This is a genomic window from Kribbella sp. NBC_00359 (assembly GCF_036097425.1).
Classification (GTDB): Bacteria; Actinomycetota; Actinomycetes; order Propionibacteriales; family Kribbellaceae; genus Kribbella.
The window spans coordinates 1,423,513-1,440,334 of record NZ_CP107975.1 but is presented as its reverse complement, the minus strand read 5'-3'; the positions used below and the strand labels follow the sequence as shown (position 1 = coordinate 1,440,334).

Annotated in this window: 18 protein-coding genes; 8 read left to right on the top strand and 10 right to left on the bottom strand. The window is 69.4% G+C overall.

Annotated elements, in window-relative coordinates; all coding sequences use genetic code 11:
• Window positions 1-118 precede the first annotated feature (118 nt).
• Complete coding sequence (locus OG876_RS06945; protein WP_328523946.1) at window positions 119-310, bottom strand: hypothetical protein; 192 nt, start codon at window positions 308-310, stop codon at window positions 119-121.
• Window positions 307-1,674, bottom strand: a complete 1,368-nt coding sequence (locus OG876_RS06940; RefSeq protein ID WP_328523945.1) for a PspC domain-containing protein — start codon at window positions 1,672-1,674, stop codon at window positions 307-309. Before OG876_RS06940 ends, OG876_RS06945 begins: the two co-directional genes overlap by 4 nt.
• Before the next feature lie 205 nt (window positions 1,675-1,879).
• Between OG876_RS06940 and OG876_RS06935 the strand changes: the two genes are divergently transcribed.
• Window positions 1,880-3,481 (top strand): PspC domain-containing protein, encoded by a 1,602-nt coding sequence (locus OG876_RS06935; protein ID WP_328523944.1) that lies wholly within the window; start codon window positions 1,880-1,882, stop codon window positions 3,479-3,481.
• Window positions 3,478-4,119, top strand: a complete 642-nt coding sequence (locus tag OG876_RS06930) for a response regulator transcription factor (RefSeq protein ID WP_328523943.1) — start codon at window positions 3,478-3,480, stop codon at window positions 4,117-4,119. The genes OG876_RS06935 and OG876_RS06930 overlap by 4 nt, the downstream gene beginning before the upstream one ends.
• Window positions 4,120-4,123: 4 nt before the next feature.
• Here the strand turns inward: OG876_RS06930 and rpsR are convergent, their stop codons facing one another.
• A complete protein-coding gene (rpsR, locus tag OG876_RS06925) occupies window positions 4,124-4,366 on the bottom strand; it encodes a 30S ribosomal protein S18 (protein ID WP_328523942.1) in 243 nt (80 codons plus the stop codon).
• Window positions 4,367-4,506: 140 nt separating this feature from the next.
• On the opposite strand from rpsR, the gene OG876_RS06920 reads away from it, so the two are divergent.
• Window positions 4,507-5,829, top strand: coding sequence for an aminopeptidase C (locus OG876_RS06920; RefSeq protein ID WP_328523941.1), 1,323 nt, complete (start codon window positions 4,507-4,509; stop codon window positions 5,827-5,829).
• Here OG876_RS06920 and OG876_RS06915 read toward each other — a convergent pair.
• A complete protein-coding gene (locus OG876_RS06915; RefSeq protein WP_328523940.1) occupies window positions 5,826-6,560 on the bottom strand; it encodes an alpha/beta fold hydrolase in 735 nt (244 codons plus the stop codon). The two genes, OG876_RS06920 and OG876_RS06915, sit on opposite strands and share 4 nt — an antisense overlap.
• A 41-nt stretch (window positions 6,561-6,601) precedes the next feature.
• Entirely contained in the window at window positions 6,602-7,330 is a 729-nt protein-coding gene (locus tag OG876_RS06910) for a PIG-L deacetylase family protein (protein WP_328523939.1), read from the bottom strand.
• Between the two features lie 55 nt (window positions 7,331-7,385).
• Between OG876_RS06910 and OG876_RS06905 the strand changes: the two genes are divergently transcribed.
• Entirely contained in the window at window positions 7,386-8,474 is a 1,089-nt protein-coding gene (locus OG876_RS06905; protein WP_328523938.1) for a serine hydrolase domain-containing protein, read from the top strand.
• A 20-nt stretch (window positions 8,475-8,494) separates the two neighbouring features.
• Here OG876_RS06905 and OG876_RS06900 read toward each other — a convergent pair whose 3' ends face one another.
• From OG876_RS06900 to OG876_RS06890, 3 genes are all read right to left on the bottom strand, one after another.
• Window positions 8,495-9,103, bottom strand: coding sequence for a ClpP family protease (locus OG876_RS06900; protein ID WP_328523937.1), 609 nt, complete (start codon window positions 9,101-9,103; stop codon window positions 8,495-8,497).
• Complete coding sequence (locus OG876_RS06895; RefSeq protein WP_328523936.1) at window positions 9,103-9,699, bottom strand: ClpP family protease; 597 nt, start codon at window positions 9,697-9,699, stop codon at window positions 9,103-9,105. Before OG876_RS06895 ends, OG876_RS06900 begins: the two co-directional genes overlap by 1 nt.
• Before the next feature lie 78 nt (window positions 9,700-9,777).
• Window positions 9,778-10,407 (bottom strand): class I SAM-dependent methyltransferase, encoded by a 630-nt coding sequence (locus OG876_RS06890; RefSeq protein ID WP_328523935.1) that lies wholly within the window; start codon window positions 10,405-10,407, stop codon window positions 9,778-9,780.
• Between the two features lie 82 nt (window positions 10,408-10,489).
• Between OG876_RS06890 and pcrA the strand changes: the two genes are divergently transcribed.
• The 4 genes from pcrA (at window position 10,490) to OG876_RS06870 (ending at window position 15,254) form a co-directional block, all read left to right on the top strand.
• Window positions 10,490-12,808, top strand: a complete 2,319-nt coding sequence (gene pcrA / locus OG876_RS06885) for a DNA helicase PcrA (protein ID WP_328523934.1) — start codon at window positions 10,490-10,492, stop codon at window positions 12,806-12,808.
• A gap of 105 nt (window positions 12,809-12,913) precedes the next feature.
• Complete coding sequence (locus OG876_RS06880) at window positions 12,914-13,474, top strand: hypothetical protein (protein ID WP_328523933.1); 561 nt, start codon at window positions 12,914-12,916, stop codon at window positions 13,472-13,474.
• A gap of 44 nt (window positions 13,475-13,518) precedes the next feature.
• Complete coding sequence (locus OG876_RS06875) at window positions 13,519-14,193, top strand: TetR/AcrR family transcriptional regulator (protein WP_328523932.1); 675 nt, start codon at window positions 13,519-13,521, stop codon at window positions 14,191-14,193.
• 80 nt (window positions 14,194-14,273) lie between these two features.
• Window positions 14,274-15,254 carry an NAD(P)-dependent alcohol dehydrogenase gene (locus OG876_RS06870; protein WP_328523931.1) on the top strand — a complete coding sequence of 327 codons (981 nt, stop codon included), beginning with the start codon at window positions 14,274-14,276 and terminating at the stop codon, window positions 15,252-15,254.
• On the opposite strand, the gene OG876_RS06865 is transcribed toward OG876_RS06870, so the two are convergent.
• Window positions 15,244-16,539, bottom strand: a complete 1,296-nt coding sequence (locus tag OG876_RS06865; RefSeq protein WP_328523930.1) for a lanthionine synthetase LanC family protein — start codon at window positions 16,537-16,539, stop codon at window positions 15,244-15,246. The two genes, OG876_RS06870 and OG876_RS06865, sit on opposite strands and share 11 nt — an antisense overlap.
• Window positions 16,536-16,811, bottom strand: a complete 276-nt coding sequence (locus OG876_RS06860; RefSeq protein WP_328523929.1) for a DUF6886 family protein — start codon at window positions 16,809-16,811, stop codon at window positions 16,536-16,538. Before OG876_RS06860 ends, OG876_RS06865 begins: the two co-directional genes overlap by 4 nt.
• Between the last annotated feature and the right edge of the window lie 11 nt (window positions 16,812-16,822).

Sequence of the window (16,822 nt, the reverse complement as noted above, 5' to 3'; positions counted from 1 at the left end):
TCGCCCCCCGGCAGACGCCGGCAGGCAGTCCACAAGCCTAGCCGAGGGCCCGGGCCCGGCCGGTCCGGAGGTTGCCGGCGACAAGATGCCGCTGGCAACTACGCGCGGTCCGCCGGAGTCAGCCGCGGTGCGAGGCGGCCAGGCCGATGACGCCGGCGGTGACCAGCAGGAGGGCGCCGGTGACCCCGAGGTCGTCGGTTTGCAGGACGCCGCTGTCGTTCAGCATCCAGATGGTCGCGGCGCCGGTCAGGATGGTCCCCGTGACGACGCCCGGGACATCCGCCTTCGTCGTGCGTCGAGGCTGTCTCATCCGCGCTCCACTGTGATGCTGCCGAGCTTCAGGTGCAGGTCGAGGGTGACCGTCGACGGGCCGGGCTTGGCATCCGCGCCCAGGTCGTCCAACGTCAGTTGGACATTATGCCCGTCCTTGCTCTGGTTGTTCAGCCCGACCAGCTCACCCAGGTCGGCCGACATCTGGCCCTCGACGTCCACGTTCGGCGGGACCTTGACGATGACCTCGCCGGCCCCGCCGTTCACGTCCACTCTGGCACCTTGGGCGAAAGTCGCCTTGGTCAGGTCGAGCGTCACCTGCCCGGCGTCGAAGTTGTAACTGTTGCTGGTCGCCGTGACCGTGTCCGTGCTCGTCGCGGTGAAGTTCACGTCGGCGAAGTCACGCGGGCCGTTCGGGAAGACGGTGCTCACCATGGCACCGATCGCGAGCAGGATGCCCAGCGGCAGCAGAGCCAGCGTGCGGCCGACGAACCCACCGAGCAGCATGCCGGCGCCGAGCGTGGCCAGTCCGATGATCAGCATGGTCGCCGTCGGGGCACCCGCGAGCGCGGCGATCCCGATCGCGATCCCGGTCAGTACGACGATGATCGACTTGATCCCGCGGACACCCTTCGCCGGCGGCTCGGCGGTCCTCGCCTGCGTCGGCGGTGCGGTCGGCGGCTCGTCGACGTACAGGCCGAGGGGGTCGTCCTCGGTCCACACAGCCTGGACCGGTTCGACGGTGCGGTCCTGGGGTCTCTGTGTGGCCGAGGACGACGGGCCCGCCGGGGGAGCTGACGGGCCGTTCTGGGGAGTCGTGTACGCCGAAGCGGCCGGCTGCTGACCGGCCGGGGAGGCACCGGTCGACGGTGCGGTGTCCTGCGGGCGACCGGTCCAGTTCGGGCCTTGGCCGGTCCAGTTCGTCCCAGGAGCGGTCCAGGTGGTGCCCGGACCGTTCCCCTGGCCGCGGCGGCGCTCGCCCTTGCGATGCTTCGCGGCCAGCCAGATCACGGCGAGCACGATCAGCGGGCCGGGGACGAACCGGCCGACGTTGAACGACGACATCATCGCGATGGCGACGAACACACAGACGCCGATCACGATCGGCCACAGCCACGGGTGGTCGGGCCGGACCCGGTCGCCGAGCAGACCCTGCGCCGCCGAGCGCTCACTGCCCTCGTCGGGCATCAGCACCCAGGCGGCGATGTAGAAGATGACCCCGGGACCGCTGATGATGAGAACCGCCATCACCACGCGGACCAGGACCGGGTCGATGTTCAGCGCGCGGCCGATACCGCCGCAGACGCCGGCCACCCACCGGTCCGACCGGCTCCGCTGCCAGCTCTGCACGTTCTGCAGGCGGCTGCGGTCGAACCCACCGGGTTCATTCTGGTTCTGCTCCATGTCATCGATAGTGGCGCGTTCGGCGGCCTGATCACATCGGGGATGCCCCCTGAGCACCCCGGAGTCCTGGGCCTGACAGGTGCCACGAGACCCTCGGTTCGGGGTTCTCCCCGAGGGGACCCTGACCGCGCCGGACGGCTGCTGAGGAGACAGCCGGGGACAAGCCTGCTGGTGTCGGCCCTCGCGGCGTGTGACGATCGTTGTGATGAGCCAGCCAGCAGCCGCGCCTTCGGGCGGGACCTCCGCGAACGGAGGCCCTCCCGCGTCGCCGCCTGGGCAGGGCACGCCCGACGCGAGCCCATGGCAGTACAAGGGGTGGGGTCCGCAGGGACCTGGGCAGTACCAGGGCCCATACGCCGCGTACGCCGCCCGCCAGGCCGCAGCCGGCGCTCAGACGGGACAAGGTGCCGGTGGTCAGGCTTTCGGCGGCCAGCCCGGACAGGGATCCGCCGGGCAGGCGAACGGCGGGCCGACTGGGCCGGCGTACTCCGGTCCGGCCGGGCAACCAGGTCAACCTGGGCAACCGCGGCAGCCGTCCGAAGCGCCACCGGTCCGCCGGGCGTATCGCCGTACCGAGGGACGGGTCATCGCCGGTGTGGCCGGCGGGGTCGCGGATCACCTGGGTGTGTCCGACACCGTCGTCCGGCTGGTGCTGATCGCGACCACGGTGTTCGGTGGGTTCGGCGTACTGATCTATGCGGCGTTGTGGTTCCTGATGCCGCTCGCGCCGGCGACCGTGCCGGCCGCGCCGGGGCTGGCCGCGCACACCCGGAGCGGGATGCGCTCCGACGAGCCGCCGCCGGTGACCGAGGCCAAGGCGCGGAAGCGGGAGAAGAGCCGCGGCCAGGTGACGGCCCTGGTGGCGATCGGGATCGGGCTGCTGCTCCTGCTGCAGGTCGCCGGGCTCGGGATCGCCGGGAAGTTGTTCTGGCCGCTGGTGTTCGCCGGCACCGGTCTGGCCCTGATCTGGCGGCAGGCCGACGAGAGCCAGAAGGCCCAGTGGGCCCGGGACGTCCGCGTCCCGATCCTCGGCGTCGTGCTCGGCAAGGGCGGCTGGAAGTCGCTGATCCGGATCGCCGTCGGCCTGATCCTGATCGGCACCGCGATCACCGTGTTCCTGGTGCAGAACGGCCGGCTCTCGATGGTCGGCGACGTCCTGGTCGCGCTGTTGCTGGCCGTGGTCGGGATCGGTGTCATCGCGGGGCCCTGGGTGCACCGGCTGACCCGCGACCTGAACACGGAGCGTGCCGAGCGGGTCCGGTCGCAGGAGCGCGCCGACATGGCCGCCCATCTGCACGACTCGGTGCTGCAGACGCTGGCGCTGATCCAGAAGCAGGCCGACGACCCGCGCGCCGTGGCCCGGCTGGCGCGCTCGCAGGAGCGTGAACTGCGGTCCTGGCTGTACGACGAGGACGACAACACCGACCAGACACTCGCCGGCGCCGCCAAGCGGGCCGCTGCCGAGGTCGAGGACTCACACGGCGTACCGGTCGAAGTGGTCACGGTCGGGGACTGCGACCTGACCGAAGGGCTGTCGGCGATGGTCCGGGCCGCGCGGGAGTCGATGGTGAACGCGGCCAAGCACTCCGGTGCGGCGAAGATCGACGTGTTCGTCGAGGTGGACGGCGACCGGGCGGAGATGTTCGTCCGGGACCGGGGCAAGGGCTTCGAGGTCGACGAGGTGCCCGACGATCGGCTCGGACTGCGGCACAGTGTGATGGGCAGGATGGAACGGCACGGCGGCCGCGCAACGGTGCGGTCCGATCCGGAGACAGGGACCGAAGTGCGACTGGAGATGGACAGATGAGCAGCAGGCGCGTTGTCGTCGTCGACGATCACGACATGTTCCGGGCCGGGGTGCGCAGCGAGATCGGCGCGTCGGTCGACATCGTCGGGGAGGGATCAGACGTCGACACCGCGGTGAAGGCGATCGTGGGTACCGAGCCCGACGTCGTACTGCTGGACGTGCACCTGCCCGGCGGCGGTGGCATCGAGGTGATGAAGCAGGTGCACCAGCGGCACCCGGACATCAAGTTCCTGGCGCTGTCGGTGTCGGACGCGGCCGAGGACGTGATCGGCGTGATCCGGGCCGGCGCGCGCGGCTATGTGACGAAGAACATCAGCGGCACCGAGCTCGTCGACGCGATCAATCGCGTGGCCGACGGTGACGCGGTCTTCTCGCCGCGGCTGGCCGGCTTCGTCCTCGACGCCTTCTCCGGTGCGATTGACATCGCCTCCGTCGACGAGGACCTCGACCGCCTCTCCCAGCGCGAGCGCGAGGTCCTGCGCCTGATCGCCCGCGGCTACGCCTACAAGGAGGTCGCCCGCGAGCTCTTCATCTCGGTGAAGACGGTCGAGACCCACGTCTCCTCGGTGCTACGCAAACTCCAGCTCTCCAACCGCCACGAGCTCACCCGGTGGGCCACCGACCGCCGGCTGGTCTGATCGGTCAGCGGTTCGCTGAGGTGTAGGGCAGGAGCGCCATCTCGCGCGCGTTCTTGATCGCGCGCGCGATCTGCTTCTGCTGCTGCACCGACAACCCGGTCACCCGCCGGGACCGGATCTTGCCGCGGTCGGAGATGAACTTCCGCAGCAGCGCGGTGTCCTTGTAGTCGATGTAGGTGATGCCGTCGCGATCGAGCGGATTCTGCTTCGGCTTGCGCTTGCCGGTAGGGGCCGGGCGACGAGGCATGGGACACCTCTCCTTTGTTGAATGTCGTTTTCATTTAGCATAACGCAAGGGCTCGCCGGTGGCGGGTTCCGGACAGGGCGTGGATTCGCCACCCCGGCTGAAGCGGTACCGGCTTGGTCGCTGTTATACCGTCGACTGCTATGGAGCGGAATCTCACAGCCGAACAGCTCGCGCTCTTCGAGAAGGAGTTCGCGTCGAACCCGCAGTACCGGGTGATGCAGAACGCCGTCACGCAGACGCCGGTCAACGCCATCGCCCTGGACCGTCAGGTGGTCACCTCGATCGACCACTCGGTGTCACACCTGCTGGATGACTGGAAGGTGACGCACCAGAAGAAGAGCGGCCGTTGCTGGCTGTTCGCCGGGCTCAACCTGCTGCGCGCCGGCGCGGCCGCGAAGCTCGGGGTCAAGGACTTCGAGTTCTCCCAGAACTACGTGCTGTTCTGGGACAAGTTCGAGCGGGCCAACTTCTTCCTCGAGGCGATCATCGACACCGCGGACCGCGACGCCGACGACCGGACGGTGGCACACCTGCTGTCCGACCCGATCGGTGACGGCGGCCAGTGGAACATGTTCATCGCGGTCGTCCGCAAGCACGGCCTGGTGCCGAAGACGGCGATGCCGGAGACCGAGAGCTCGTCCTCGACCGCGCAGATGAACGACATCCTGCGCAAGGTGCTGAGGCAGGGTGCGCGTGACCTCCGGGCGCTGGACGGCGCGGAGGCGCGGCGCGATCGCAAGCAGGAGATCCTGACCACGGTGCACCGGGTGCTCAGCATCCACCTCGGCACGCCGCCGCAGAAGTTCCTGTGGCAGTGGAAGGACAGCGACAAGGGCTTCCACCGTGACGGCTGGACCACGCCGGCCGAGTTCGCCGCGGCGTACGTGCAACTGCCGGTCGACGAGTACGTCTGCCTGGTGAACGACCCGCGCGAGACCAGCCCGATCGGCCGGACCTTCACCGTGGACTACCTCGGCAACGTCATCGACGCCCCGCCCGTGGTGTACCTCAACGTCGACATCGAGCTGATGAAGCAGCTCACCCAGGACGCGATCGTCGGCGGCGAGCCGGTCTGGTTCGGGTGCGACGTCGGCAAGCAGATGAACGCCGACCTCGGCTACTGGGACGCCAAGCTCTACGACTACGGCTCGGTCTACGACACCGAGTTCAGCCTGAACAAGGCCGAGCGCCTGGTGCACCACGAGACGCTGATGACCCACGCGATGCTGTTCACCGGCGTCGACGTGGTCGACGGCGAGCCGCGGCGCTGGCGGGTGGAGAACAGCTGGGGTGACGAGAAGGCGGACAGCGGCTTCTGGACCATGAACGACTCGTGGTTCGGCGAGCACGTCTTCGAGATCGCCGTACGGCGGTCCGCCCTGCCGGCCGAGTTGCAGGCGCGACTCGACGACGAGCCGATCGTGCTCCCGGCCTGGGATCCGATGGGCGCCCTGGCCGACTAGAGGATCAGCCGCAACGCCTCGTCCGGACGCTCGAGGGTCGGCAGATGGCCGGCCCACGGGAGATCGATCCGCTCGACGTCCGGCAGGCGTTCGGCGAGGTACGTCGCACAGTCCGCGAAGAACTGGAAGTCATGCGCGCCCGTGATCAATCGCACGGGCGCGCTGATCTTCTCCGGCTCGACGGCGTACTCCTCGTTCTCCACGTCGTCGCCAGCGGCCAGCTGGAGTTTGTAGGCCCGCTTCTGCATCGTCCGGAGCAGTTCTCGCGCGTCGTCATCCGCGTCCGGCCCGATCCAGCTCCGCACCATCAGGTCGGTCGCGCCGTCGACATCGGCGGCCTCGATCAGCTTGTTCTCCTCGGCCCAGACCGCGCGCAGGTCCTCGGTCGGCTCGACGTTGTCGGTCGGCGCGCAGATCAGCACCAGCCGGCTGAACCGCTCCGGCGCCCGGCTGGCCATCTGCTGCACGACGTATCCGCCGAACGACGCTCCCACGGCCTGCACCGAGTCGACGCCCAACTCGTCGAGCAGCTCAAGCACATCACCCGCGTCCGAGTACTTGGCGCCGGCCTCCAACGGGGTCTCGCCGTACCCCCGCAGATCGACCGTGATCACCCGGTGGTCCTGCTGCAGCTCCGCCACCTGCCGAGCCCACATCCGCGCATCCGCCACGCCGGCATGCACCAGCAACACCGCAGGCCCGTCACCAACCACCGCATGAGAAATCGTCATGCACGCACCCTCGCTGGTCCGGCGTGCGGGTGCAAATGGGATTAGGGCAGGCGGATGACGGTGAAGGCTTCGGCGTAGTGGCTCGGTGGGAGGCCGGCGCTGGCGGCGGTCTGGGCGGACCAGGAGCGCATGTGGCCGGGAAGGGTGGCGGGGTCACGGTGCTGGCTGGTGTGGGACATCAGGGCGGCGATCTTCTGGTCGAAGGTGTCGGTGATGTCGACGTAGTGGTTGTGCTCGGGGTGCCCGAACATCCAGAGCTCGCCGACGTCCCAGGCCTCCTCGGTGAGCTCGGAGAAGGCGTACGGGTTCCCGGCTGCCGGGTAGAACGCGCGGACGGTCGCCTCCGCGGTCGCGAGGTGGTCGGGGTGGGACACCGGGAGCCGGGCCCACCAGCGATCCGGTGACTGGGTCAGCAGCCGCTGCGGGCGGACCTGGCGGATCAGCCGGCTGATGTCCCGGACCAGGTCGCGCGTCGGCTCGACCGATCCGTCGGCGTACCCGAGGAAGTGCAGGTCGGTGACGCCGACGTGCCTCGCGGCCGTGGTCTGCTCGGCCCGGCGGACCGCGGGGATCTCGGCCCGGTCCCGCTCCGGCTCGAAGCCGCCCTGCTGACCGTCGGTGACGATGCAGTAGTGCACGTCGATCCCGGCCTTGGTCCACAACGCGACCGTGCCGGCCCCGCCGAAGTCGATGTCGTCCGGGTGCGCGACCACCGCCAGCACTCGCTCGATCTCATGGTCCGGTCGCGGATTCCCCTCAGGCACACTCACGTGACCGACCCTAGCCGCTTGCCTGGCACGGCAAGCTGGTTCGTGGGAGGGATCGATGGAACTCGGCGGCGCGTGCGAACCACAAGACGTCGGGCTGGACGCTGCCCGGCTGGATGAGGCGATCGAGCTGGTCGAGGCCCGTGGCGCGATCGCCCAGCTGTGTGTCCTCCGCGACGGGCAGGTGGTGATCGACCGGAGCTTCGGCTGTCCGCCGGACGCACTGTTCTGGCTCTTCTCCGCGAGCAAGCCGTACGTCGCGATCGTGATCCACCAGCTCGTCGAGTCCGGTCTGCTCCACCTGGACGACGCGGTGGCGGCGTACTGGCCCGAGTTCGCGGACAACGGCAAGCGGGAGATCACAGTCCGCCAGGTGCTGCGGCACCGGTCCGGCCTGTCCCATGCGGGCTCGTATCTGGGTGAAGCCCGCGCGATGGCCGACTGGCATCGGTCACTGCAGCGGATCGAGGAGGCCCGCCTCCAGTGGCCGATCGACACGGTCGCGTACAGCCCGCTGGCCTTCGGCTTCATCCTCGGCGAGGTCGCCCAGCGTTGCAGCCGCCAACCGATCGACGAGCTGCTCTGGCGCTCAGTGCTCGAACCACTCGCCGTCACCGACACGTTCCTCGGGCTCCCCTCCGACGAGTGGCCCCGGCATGTCCCGGTGCGGGCCGGCGGACCCGTCGGCCCGTTCGTGCAGTCCGTCGTGAACCGTTACAGCACGCGCGCGGCCGTCATACCGTCGGCCGGGATCTCCACCACCGCACGGGACCTGGCCGCGCTGTACCAGGCCCTGCTGTACGGCGGAGTCGGGCCGGCCGGCCAGATCCTGCGACCGGAGTCGATCGCGCTCGCGGTCGAGCCCAGCAGCGATGGTGAGATCGACCGGACCGCGCGGGCACCGGTGCGGTGGTCACAGGGATTCCAGCTCGGCGGCCCGCGGTCGGTCCCCGGAGGGACCACACCGCTCGGGACGACGAGCGGCCCGCGGACGTTCGGTCACAACGGCAGCTACTGCTGCATCGGCTGGGCCGACCCCGACCGGCGGATCGCCTACGCCTACCTCACCAATCGCGTCGGCCGCCCGCAGGCCGACCACGTCCACCACGCCGCCGTCGCCGACAAGGTCCTCGCCGCCGCCGGCTGATCACGCCGGCGGCCGGCTGATCACGCGAGCGCCGCGATCGGCGCCCGCTCCACGATCACATGGTCGACGATGCCGTACTCCCGTGCCTCGTCAGCCGTCAGCACATGGTCCCGGTCCGTGTCGTGCCGCAGCCGCTCGACCGTCTGCCCGGTGTGGCGCGCCAGGATCGACTCCACCTGCCCGCGGACCCGGACCACCTCGTCGGCCTGCAGGATCAGATCCGGGATCGTGCCCTGCCCCCGGGCCGCCGGCTGGTGCAGCACGACCCGGGCATGCGGCAGTACGGCGCGACGCCCGTCGGCACCCCCGGCCAGCAGGACCGCACCGGCCGCGATCGCCTGACCGACGCAGAACGTCGCGACCGGCGACTGGATGTACTGCATGGTGTCGTAGATCGCGAGCATCGCGGTCATGTCGCCGCCCTCGCAGTTGATGTAGAGGTTGATCTCCTGCTCCGGCTTGTCCACCTCGAGATGCAGCAGCTGGGCGATCAACGCGTTCGCGACGCCGGCGTCGATCGCCGTCCCGAGGTAGATGATGCGCTCGCTGAGCAGGTGCGAGTAGACGTCCATGATCCGCTCGCCCCGCGGGTGCTGGGCGATCACGTTGGGAATCGTGTAGGAGCTCATCACGCGGCCGCCTTCGGTTGGGGCATCACTTGGTCGAACGACTCGACGATGTGGTCGATGAAGCCGTACTGACGGGCCTGTTCGGCGGTGTACCAGTGGTCGTGCAGGGAGTCCTCGTGCACGATGTCGAACGGCTGCCCGGTGTCCTCGGCGATCAGCGCCAGGACGGTGTCCCGGATGTGCCGCAGGTCGTTGGCCTGGATCTCGATCTCCACCGCGGACCCGCCGATCCCGGCCGATCCCTGGTGCATCAGCACCCTGGCGTGACGCAGTGCGTAGCGTTTGCCCGGCGTACCGGCCGACAGCAGGAACTGCCCGGCGCTGCAGGCCAGTCCGATCGCCAGCGTCGAGACGTCGCACGGCACCAGCCGGATCACGTCCCGGATCGCGAGCATCGACGGCACCGAACCGCCGAGCGAGTGGATCCACAGCGCGATGTCGGCGTCCGGGTCCTCGGCGGCCAGGGTCAGGATCTGGGTCGCCAGCAAGGTCCCGTTGTCGTCGTCGAGGGTTCCGTCCAGTACAACGATCCGCTGCCCGAACAACCGTTGCCGGGCCGCCTCGTTGAACAGCGGTGCTTTGTTGTCTTCTGCCATGTCCTCAACCCTGACCGGGCGGACCGGCCTCACCCCAGCTTTTCTGCTGACGGCAAGTCTGCCCACAGAAGATCCCGCTCAGCTGTCCGGGCGGAGTGCGCGGCCGAGAATGTGCGGGGCGGCCGGATTGGGGCCGGTAGGTGGGAAGTTGAAGCGGTCGAGGGTCGTGATGGTGAAGCCGGCCGTGGTGATGGCGGCGGCGGTGTCGCGGTGCAGGTGGCAGCCGCCGGACAGGGGTGGATAGATGGTCGCGTCGAGGACCTTCTGTACGCCGCGCAGCCGGCCGGATGTGGCGACGACGTGCTCGTAGAATCGCAGCTCGCCACCCGGTCGCAGCACCCGGAAGGCCTCGGCGAGCGCGACCGCCTGGTCCGGTACCGAGCACAACACCAGCGAAGCGACCACGGCATCGACCGCGCCGTCGTCGAGCGGCAGCCGTTCCGCCGTACTGTTGACGACTTCCACCCGGACCGGCGCCGTTGTCGCGTGCCGCTCGGCCCTGGCGCGTAGGTACGCCTCCGGCTCGACCGCCACCACCTCGGTCACCTCCGGCGGGTAGTGGGCGAAGTTGCCGCCGTCGCCGGCGCCGACCTCGAGCACCCGGCCGGCCAGGTCGCGCAGCAGCCGCCGCCGGTGCTCGGCCACGCCCTGCTCGTCCAGCGTCGGCCGCACTCGCGCGTACAACCGAGCGAAAACCGGGTGCGCCATGAACACCCACGATAGGGGGTGTGACGCGCGGTTCGAACCGGCGTTCGGTAACTGTCGGAGCGAGCGCCTAAGGTGTTGGGTGATGACTACGCTGTTCTCGCCTGACGAGCTCCCGGTGCCGCTGGAGGAGCCCACCAAGCATCGGACCGACCCGGAATCGCTGCTGGACGGGCTCAATCCGCAGCAACGGGCCGCCGTCGTGCACTCCGGCAAGCCGCTGCTGGTGGTGGCCGGTGCGGGATCCGGCAAGACCCGGGTGCTGACCCGGCGGATCGCCTACCTGCTGGCGGCCCGCGACGCGCACCCCGGGTCGATCCTCGCGATCACGTTCACCAACAAGGCCGCCGCCGAGATGCGCGAGCGCGTGGTGGAGCTGGTCGGTCCGCGGGCGAAGCTGATGTGGGTCTCCACCTTCCACTCGTCCTGCGTCCGGATCCTGCGTCGCGACATCAAGCGGTTCGGGATCAGCTCGACGTTCTCGATCTACGACGACACCGACTCGCGCCGGCTGATGACGCTGGTCTGCCGCGAGCTCGACCTGGACGTGAAGCGGTACAACCCGCGTGCCGTGCTGAACTGGATCAGCACCCAGAAGAATGAGCTGATCGACCACGAGACGGCCGCGTCGAAGACCTCGAACCACCTCGAGGAGACGTACGCCGAGTGCTACCGGATCTACCAGGAGCGGCTGGCCCAGGCGAACGCGCTGGACTTCGACGACCTGCTGATGACCACGGTCAACCTGCTGCAGGCCTTCCCCGAAGTTCGTGAGTACTACCGCCGCCGCTTCCGCCACGTGCTCGTCGACGAGTACCAGGACACCAACCATGCGCAGTACTCGCTGATCCGCGAGCTCTGCGGCGAGGACGACCCGAACTACAACGGCCCGACCGCGCCGCCGGCCGAGCTGATGGTGGTCGGCGACTCCGACCAGTCGATCTACGCGTTCCGCGGTGCGACGATCCGCAACATCCTCGCCTTCGAGGAGGACTTCGCCGGCGCCGAGACAGTCCTCCTGGAGCAGAACTACCGCTCCACCCAGACCATCCTGACCGCCGCCAACGCGGTGATCAGCCGGAACGAGGGCCGCAAGGCGAAGAACCTCTGGTCCGACCAGGGCCAGGGCGAGCAGATCGCGGTGTACGTCGCCGACAACGAGCACGACGAGGCCCAGTTCGTCGCCGACGAGATCGACCGGCTGACCGACGCCGACGGGGTGAAGCCGTCCGACGTCGCGGTCTTCTACCGGACCAACGCACAGTCCCGGGTCTTCGAAGAGGTCTTCATCCGCACCGGCCATCCGTACAAGGTGGTCGGCGGCGTCCGGTTCTACGAGCGCAAGGAGGTCCGCGACGCGCTCGCGTACCTGCGCATCCTCACCAATCCCGAGGACACCGTCTCGCTGCGCCGGATCCTGAACGTGCCCAAGCGCGGCATCGGCGACCGGGCCGAGGCCGCGATCGAGGCGCTCGCCGCGCGGGACCGGATCTCGTTCGCCCAGGCGCTGCGCCGCGCCGAGGATGCCCCGGCGATGGCTTCGCGTTCGGTGAACGCCGTCCAGTCCTTCATCGACATCGTCGACGAGCTGACCGCGATGGTCGACTCGGGCGCCCCGCCGGACGACATCCTGGACGTCGCACTGCACCGCTCCGGGTACTACGAGGAGCTGCAGAAGTCACCGGATCCCCAGGACGAGACCCGCCTGGAGAACCTGGACGAATTCATCTCGGTGGCCCGCGAGTTCGTCGAGGAGCGGACCGCGGCCGGCGAGGCCGCCGACCTGCAGGCGTTCCTGGAGCGGGTGGCGCTGGTCGCCGACGCGGACCAGATCCCGGACGCGGCCGACGACGGCGGCGTGGTCACGCTGATGACGCTGCACACCGCGAAGGGCCTGGAGTTCCCGGTGGTGTTCCTGACCGGGATGGAGGACGGCGTCTTCCCGCACTCGCGGTCGCTGACCGACCTGAAGGAGCTCGAGGAGGAGCGCCGGCTCGCGTACGTCGGCATCACCCGGGCCCGGCAGCGACTGGCGATCTCGCGAGCCGCTGTGCGCTCGGCGTACGGCGCTCCGCAGCACAACCCGCCGTCCCGGTTCCTCGAGGAGATCCCGGCCGAGTTGCTCGACTGGCGCCGCGACGAGTCCGCGATCACGCGGTGGTCCGGCACCGGGACGACCCGGGGCAGCGGCATCTCGAGTCGCTACGAGCCACCGCGCCGGACGGCGTCCGACAAGCCGGTGATCAGCCTCAACCCGGGCGACCGCGTGGTCCACGACACCTTCGGCATGGGCACCGTCGTGGTGGTCCGCGGCGACGGTCAGCAGGCCCAGGCAGACATCGACTTCGGGTCCGAGGGTGTCAAACGACTGCTGCTGCGGTACGCACCCGTGGAGAAGATCTGACGGCCGGGGCATATCTCCGTCAAGGTTTTGGAAGTTTACATTGCGTCCCGGCCGGAGATTGAGACAATCAAGGCTCTTCGGTCCCTCCCGGAAGCGTCCTCCCTCATGTCGAAGTCCTCGGGTAGCAACCGCCGGATCATCCTGGCGGGGTCCAATCCTGGGCTGCGGCTGTTCGACGAGACCGGCAAGGTCACCGCGTACGCGTCGATCTGGATGGTCGACTGGTCCATCCGCGGCTCCGGTACGGCGGTGGTCCTCTGGTTCGACGGGATCGTCCGGGTGGTGTCCGAGGACGTCGACCTGGCGTCCTGGCTGGAGCGGTACTTCGTCCGCTCGTTCCTCGAGGTGCAGGGCCTGCCCTGGCACGAGCCCGCGGTCGAGCGCGACCTGGTCCAGGTCTCGATGAACCTCGCCGTCGGCCTCAGCGCCAAGGCGGCCGACATCCAGATCGAGATGGGCGGCGTCCTCGACCGCCGGCTGTTCGCGACCGAGAACTTCCCGCTCGCCGACGGCAACCACAGCCTGAGCCTGGTGATCGCCCCGGTCCGCTCCGCGACGGTCTCGATCGGCGGCGCCTCGGTCCCCGGCTTCGTCCAGGTCGACGGCTCCCCGGACAAGCCCGGCTCGTCCGCGTTCCTGACCACCGCCGAGGTCTGGCAGCGCTGACCCTGCCTTACGCTGTACGAATCCAGCGTGGGAAGGGGATACCGGTGGCAACCCAGGCGTCTGAGCCGCGGACTCCGCTGAGCCGGGACCGGGTGCTCCGGGCCGCGGTCGCGATCGCCGACGCCGACGGGATCGACGCCGTCACGATGCGCCGGATCGGTGACGCGCTCGGCGCCGAGGCGATGTCGCTGTACTACCACGTGTCCAACAAGGCAGCCTTGCTGGACGGCATCGTCGAGCTGGTGATGACGCAGATCAACGACGTCGTGGACCGCATCGACCTTCCGGCGGCGGAGTGGAAGGCGGCCATGCGCCGGCGGATCCTGTCCGCGCGCGAGATCATGCTGCGGCACCCGTGGGCCCCACGGCTCTTCGAGACGCGGACGACGATGAGTCCGGAGGTCGTCCGCTACCACGACCGGCTGGTCGGGCTGATGCACGCCGGCGGCTTCTCCTACGACCTCGTCCACCACGCGCTGCATGCCTTGGGCAGCAGGGCTCTGGGCTTCTCGCAGGAACTGTTCGATCCGTCCGCCGGCGCCGGCGCGGAGTCCGACCGGATGCTCGTGGACCTGGCCGATCAGCTCCCGAACCTGGTCGGCATGCTGGGCGAGATCGCCCACGACGATCCGGACTCCACCCTGGGCTGGTGTGACGACCAGGCCGAGTTCGAGTTCGCCCTCGATCTCATCCTCGACGGTCTCGACCGGCTCCGCTGAACTTCCCACCCCGAGCCCTTGACGATTCTTACGCCGTAAGTCAGCCTTACGACGTAAGACTTACAACGTAAGGGGCGGACATGAAGGCTATCGTTCAGGACCAGTACGGATCACCAGACGTCCTGGAGTTCACCGACGTCGACCAGCCGGTACCGGGCGACCGGCAGGTGCTGGTCCGGGTTCACGCCGCGGCGCTCAACGCCCGCGACTGGCACGTCCTGCGAGGCGACCCGTACATCGTCCGCCCGTCAGCCGACCTGGGCTGGCGCCGGCCGAACGTCCGCATCCGGGGGACCGACTTCGCCGGCCGGGTCGAGGCGGTCGGCCCGTCGGTGACCGGCGTCCGCGTCGGCGACGAGGTCTACGGCGATGCCATCGGCGCCTTCGCCGAGTATGTCGCCGTACCGGAGGATGCGGTCGCGGTGAAGCCGGCCAACCTCAGCTACGAGCAGGCGGCGGCGATTCCGCTGGCCGCGACCACCGCGCTGGTCGGCCTGCGTGACGCTGCCAAGCTCCAGCCAGGGCAGCAGATCCTGATCAACGGTGCCTCGGGTGGCGTCGGCACCTTCGCGGTCCAGATCGCCAAGGCACTGGGCGCCGAGGTGACCGGCGTGTGCAGCACCAGAAATGTGGAGCTCCTCCGGTCGATCGGTGCCGACGACGTCATCGACTACACCACCGCCGACTTCAGCCGCACCGGCCGCCGGTACGACGTGGTGCTCGATCTCGTCGGCAATCGGTCCCTGACCGCCCTCCGGCGGATTCTGGTCCGGAACGGCACCCTCGTGCTGTCCGGCGGTGGCGTGTTCACCGGCGGCAGCCTGTTCGGCCCGGTCGGCCTGATGGTCAAAGGCATGGTCTCGGCCCCGTTCGTCAGCCAGCGCGTGGTCCTCTTGAAGCCGACGATCACCAAGGCCAACCTCGTGGCGCTGTCCGAACTGGCCGAGTCCGGGAAGCTCGTCCCGGCCATCGACCGGACCTACCCGCTGTCGGCCGCGGCCGACGCGCTCCGCTATCTGGAAGCCGAGCACGCCCGGGCCAAGGTGGTCCTCACCGTCTGAGTGCCCACCAGTTGTCCATCCGCTCGACCGCCTCGTGGCTGCCGTCGAGCACCCGCTCGATCCGGAACAGGAACGCCGCGATCCCGGCCGCGCCCTGCATCCACCCGACGCCCGGCGGCAACAGCGGCTCGTCATTGCGGTGCTCGATGAAACGCCAGTACGCCGACGGGCCGTCCTGGATCGCCCGCTCCACCACCGCATCCGCGAGCCGGACGGCGAACTCCAGGTCCTGCGGATCGCCGTCGCGGTGCCACACGTCCAGGAACGCATCGCCGACTCCCGCCGTACCGCAGCAGCGTCCGTCGTTGTCCCAGAAGCCCGGGTGGAGGCGTTCTGGGATCCCGGAGTACCGGACGCTGTCCAGGCAGCGCCGGCGCCAGGTCAGCGGCGACTCACCAGCCACTTGGTCGACTCCGGCGTACTCGAGTGCGCTGAACAGCAACGCCGTACCAGCGCCGCCATGGCACCAGTTGTAGGTGAACTCGTCGCCGTGCCGCTCCGACCATGGAATCACCCGCGGCACCCGGAATCCCTTGTCGTCAAGGATTCCCAGAGTGACGAGGTGCTCGGCTCCTCGCCCGGCCGCGTCCACCAACTCCGGCCGCTCGAGCTCCACACCAGCCACCGCCAGAGCAGCCGCAACCCCCGCCAGCCCGTGCGAGAAGTTGGGCATCTGCAGGGGTTCCTCGTGAAGGAACCGACGGGACACGAACTGCCAGTTGAGACCGGTCGGCAGCTCCTCCTGCTCACCCAGCAGGAGGTCGGCGGCCCGATCGGCCAGCGGCTGTGCGTCCTCGCCGTGGCGGTGCGCCCAGAGACCGCCGAGCAAAGCGGCCGCGGTGCCGAGCGTCGCGTCGTTGGCGACGGCATCCGGGAGGTACGTGTCCTTCTGGAGGAAGCTCTCCGGCCAGCCGTCGGGAGTGGCGATCTCGGCGGACCGCTCCACGGCTGCGGCCGAGCCGGGCTCGTTCAGCGCGGTCAGTACGCCGATCGCGCTGACCAGACCGTCGAAGTAGGTGATGCTCGTATCGCGCGGGATGGTGGTGCGGAGGCGGTCGGCGATGGCGTCGGCCAGGTGTTGTTCGCCGGGTGACCACGGGCGGGTGAGTCTGATCTCCGCGAGGGTGTGGGCGAGCCCGCCGATGCCGCTGTGCATGCCGTCGCGGTACTCGTCCGGCTTCTCGCCGCCGGCCGCCTCCGGGATCCACGGGCCGTCGTCGTCCCACTGCACCTGGTCGAGCACCCAGGTCCACGCGACTTCGGCGAGTCCGGCGTACGACGTCATGGCCGGGCGTTGCGGAGCCGGATGCCGCTCCACTCGAGGGTGCTGGCGACGGTCTCGGCCCAGAAGTCGTGCAGCCGATTCAGCAGACGGAGCTGGACACCGGCCATTGCGCGGGGGCACTGCCTCGGGAACCAGTAGTCGGGGGCTCGGTCGTGGCCGACGGCCCACACGTAGGGAGTGACTTGCCCGGCCGTCTTCGCGACGTACGGCCGGAAGACCTCGATGGTCGGGTCTTCGGAGAAATGCAGGACCTCGCCAGGTGCCGGACGCATGCGCCGCAGCT

Coding starts and splice junctions, on each gene's coding strand:
- OG876_RS06945 (WP_328523946.1), bottom strand. CDS start 310: ATGAGACAGCCTCGACGCACGACGAAGGCGGATGTCCCGGGCGTCGTC.
- OG876_RS06940 (WP_328523945.1), bottom strand. CDS start 1,674: ATGGAGCAGAACCAGAATGAACCCGGTGGGTTCGACCGCAGCCGCCTG.
- OG876_RS06935 (WP_328523944.1), top strand. CDS start 1,880: ATGAGCCAGCCAGCAGCCGCGCCTTCGGGCGGGACCTCCGCGAACGGA.
- OG876_RS06930 (WP_328523943.1), top strand. CDS start 3,478: ATGAGCAGCAGGCGCGTTGTCGTCGTCGACGATCACGACATGTTCCGG.
- rpsR (WP_328523942.1), bottom strand. CDS start 4,366: ATGCCTCGTCGCCCGGCCCCTACCGGCAAGCGCAAGCCGAAGCAGAAT.
- OG876_RS06920 (WP_328523941.1), top strand. CDS start 4,507: ATGGAGCGGAATCTCACAGCCGAACAGCTCGCGCTCTTCGAGAAGGAG.
- OG876_RS06915 (WP_328523940.1), bottom strand. CDS start 6,560: ATGACGATTTCTCATGCGGTGGTTGGTGACGGGCCTGCGGTGTTGCTG.
- OG876_RS06905 (WP_328523938.1), top strand. CDS start 7,386: ATGGAACTCGGCGGCGCGTGCGAACCACAAGACGTCGGGCTGGACGCT.
- OG876_RS06900 (WP_328523937.1), bottom strand. CDS start 9,103: ATGAGCTCCTACACGATTCCCAACGTGATCGCCCAGCACCCGCGGGGC.
- OG876_RS06895 (WP_328523936.1), bottom strand. CDS start 9,699: ATGGCAGAAGACAACAAAGCACCGCTGTTCAACGAGGCGGCCCGGCAA.
- OG876_RS06890 (WP_328523935.1), bottom strand. CDS start 10,407: ATGGCGCACCCGGTTTTCGCTCGGTTGTACGCGCGAGTGCGGCCGACG.
- pcrA (WP_328523934.1), top strand. CDS start 10,490: ATGACTACGCTGTTCTCGCCTGACGAGCTCCCGGTGCCGCTGGAGGAG.
- OG876_RS06880 (WP_328523933.1), top strand. CDS start 12,914: ATGTCGAAGTCCTCGGGTAGCAACCGCCGGATCATCCTGGCGGGGTCC.
- OG876_RS06870 (WP_328523931.1), top strand. CDS start 14,274: ATGAAGGCTATCGTTCAGGACCAGTACGGATCACCAGACGTCCTGGAG.
- OG876_RS06865 (WP_328523930.1), bottom strand. CDS start 16,539: ATGACGTCGTACGCCGGACTCGCCGAAGTCGCGTGGACCTGGGTGCTC.
- OG876_RS06860 (WP_328523929.1), bottom strand. CDS start 16,811: ATGCGTCCGGCACCTGGCGAGGTCCTGCATTTCTCCGAAGACCCGACC.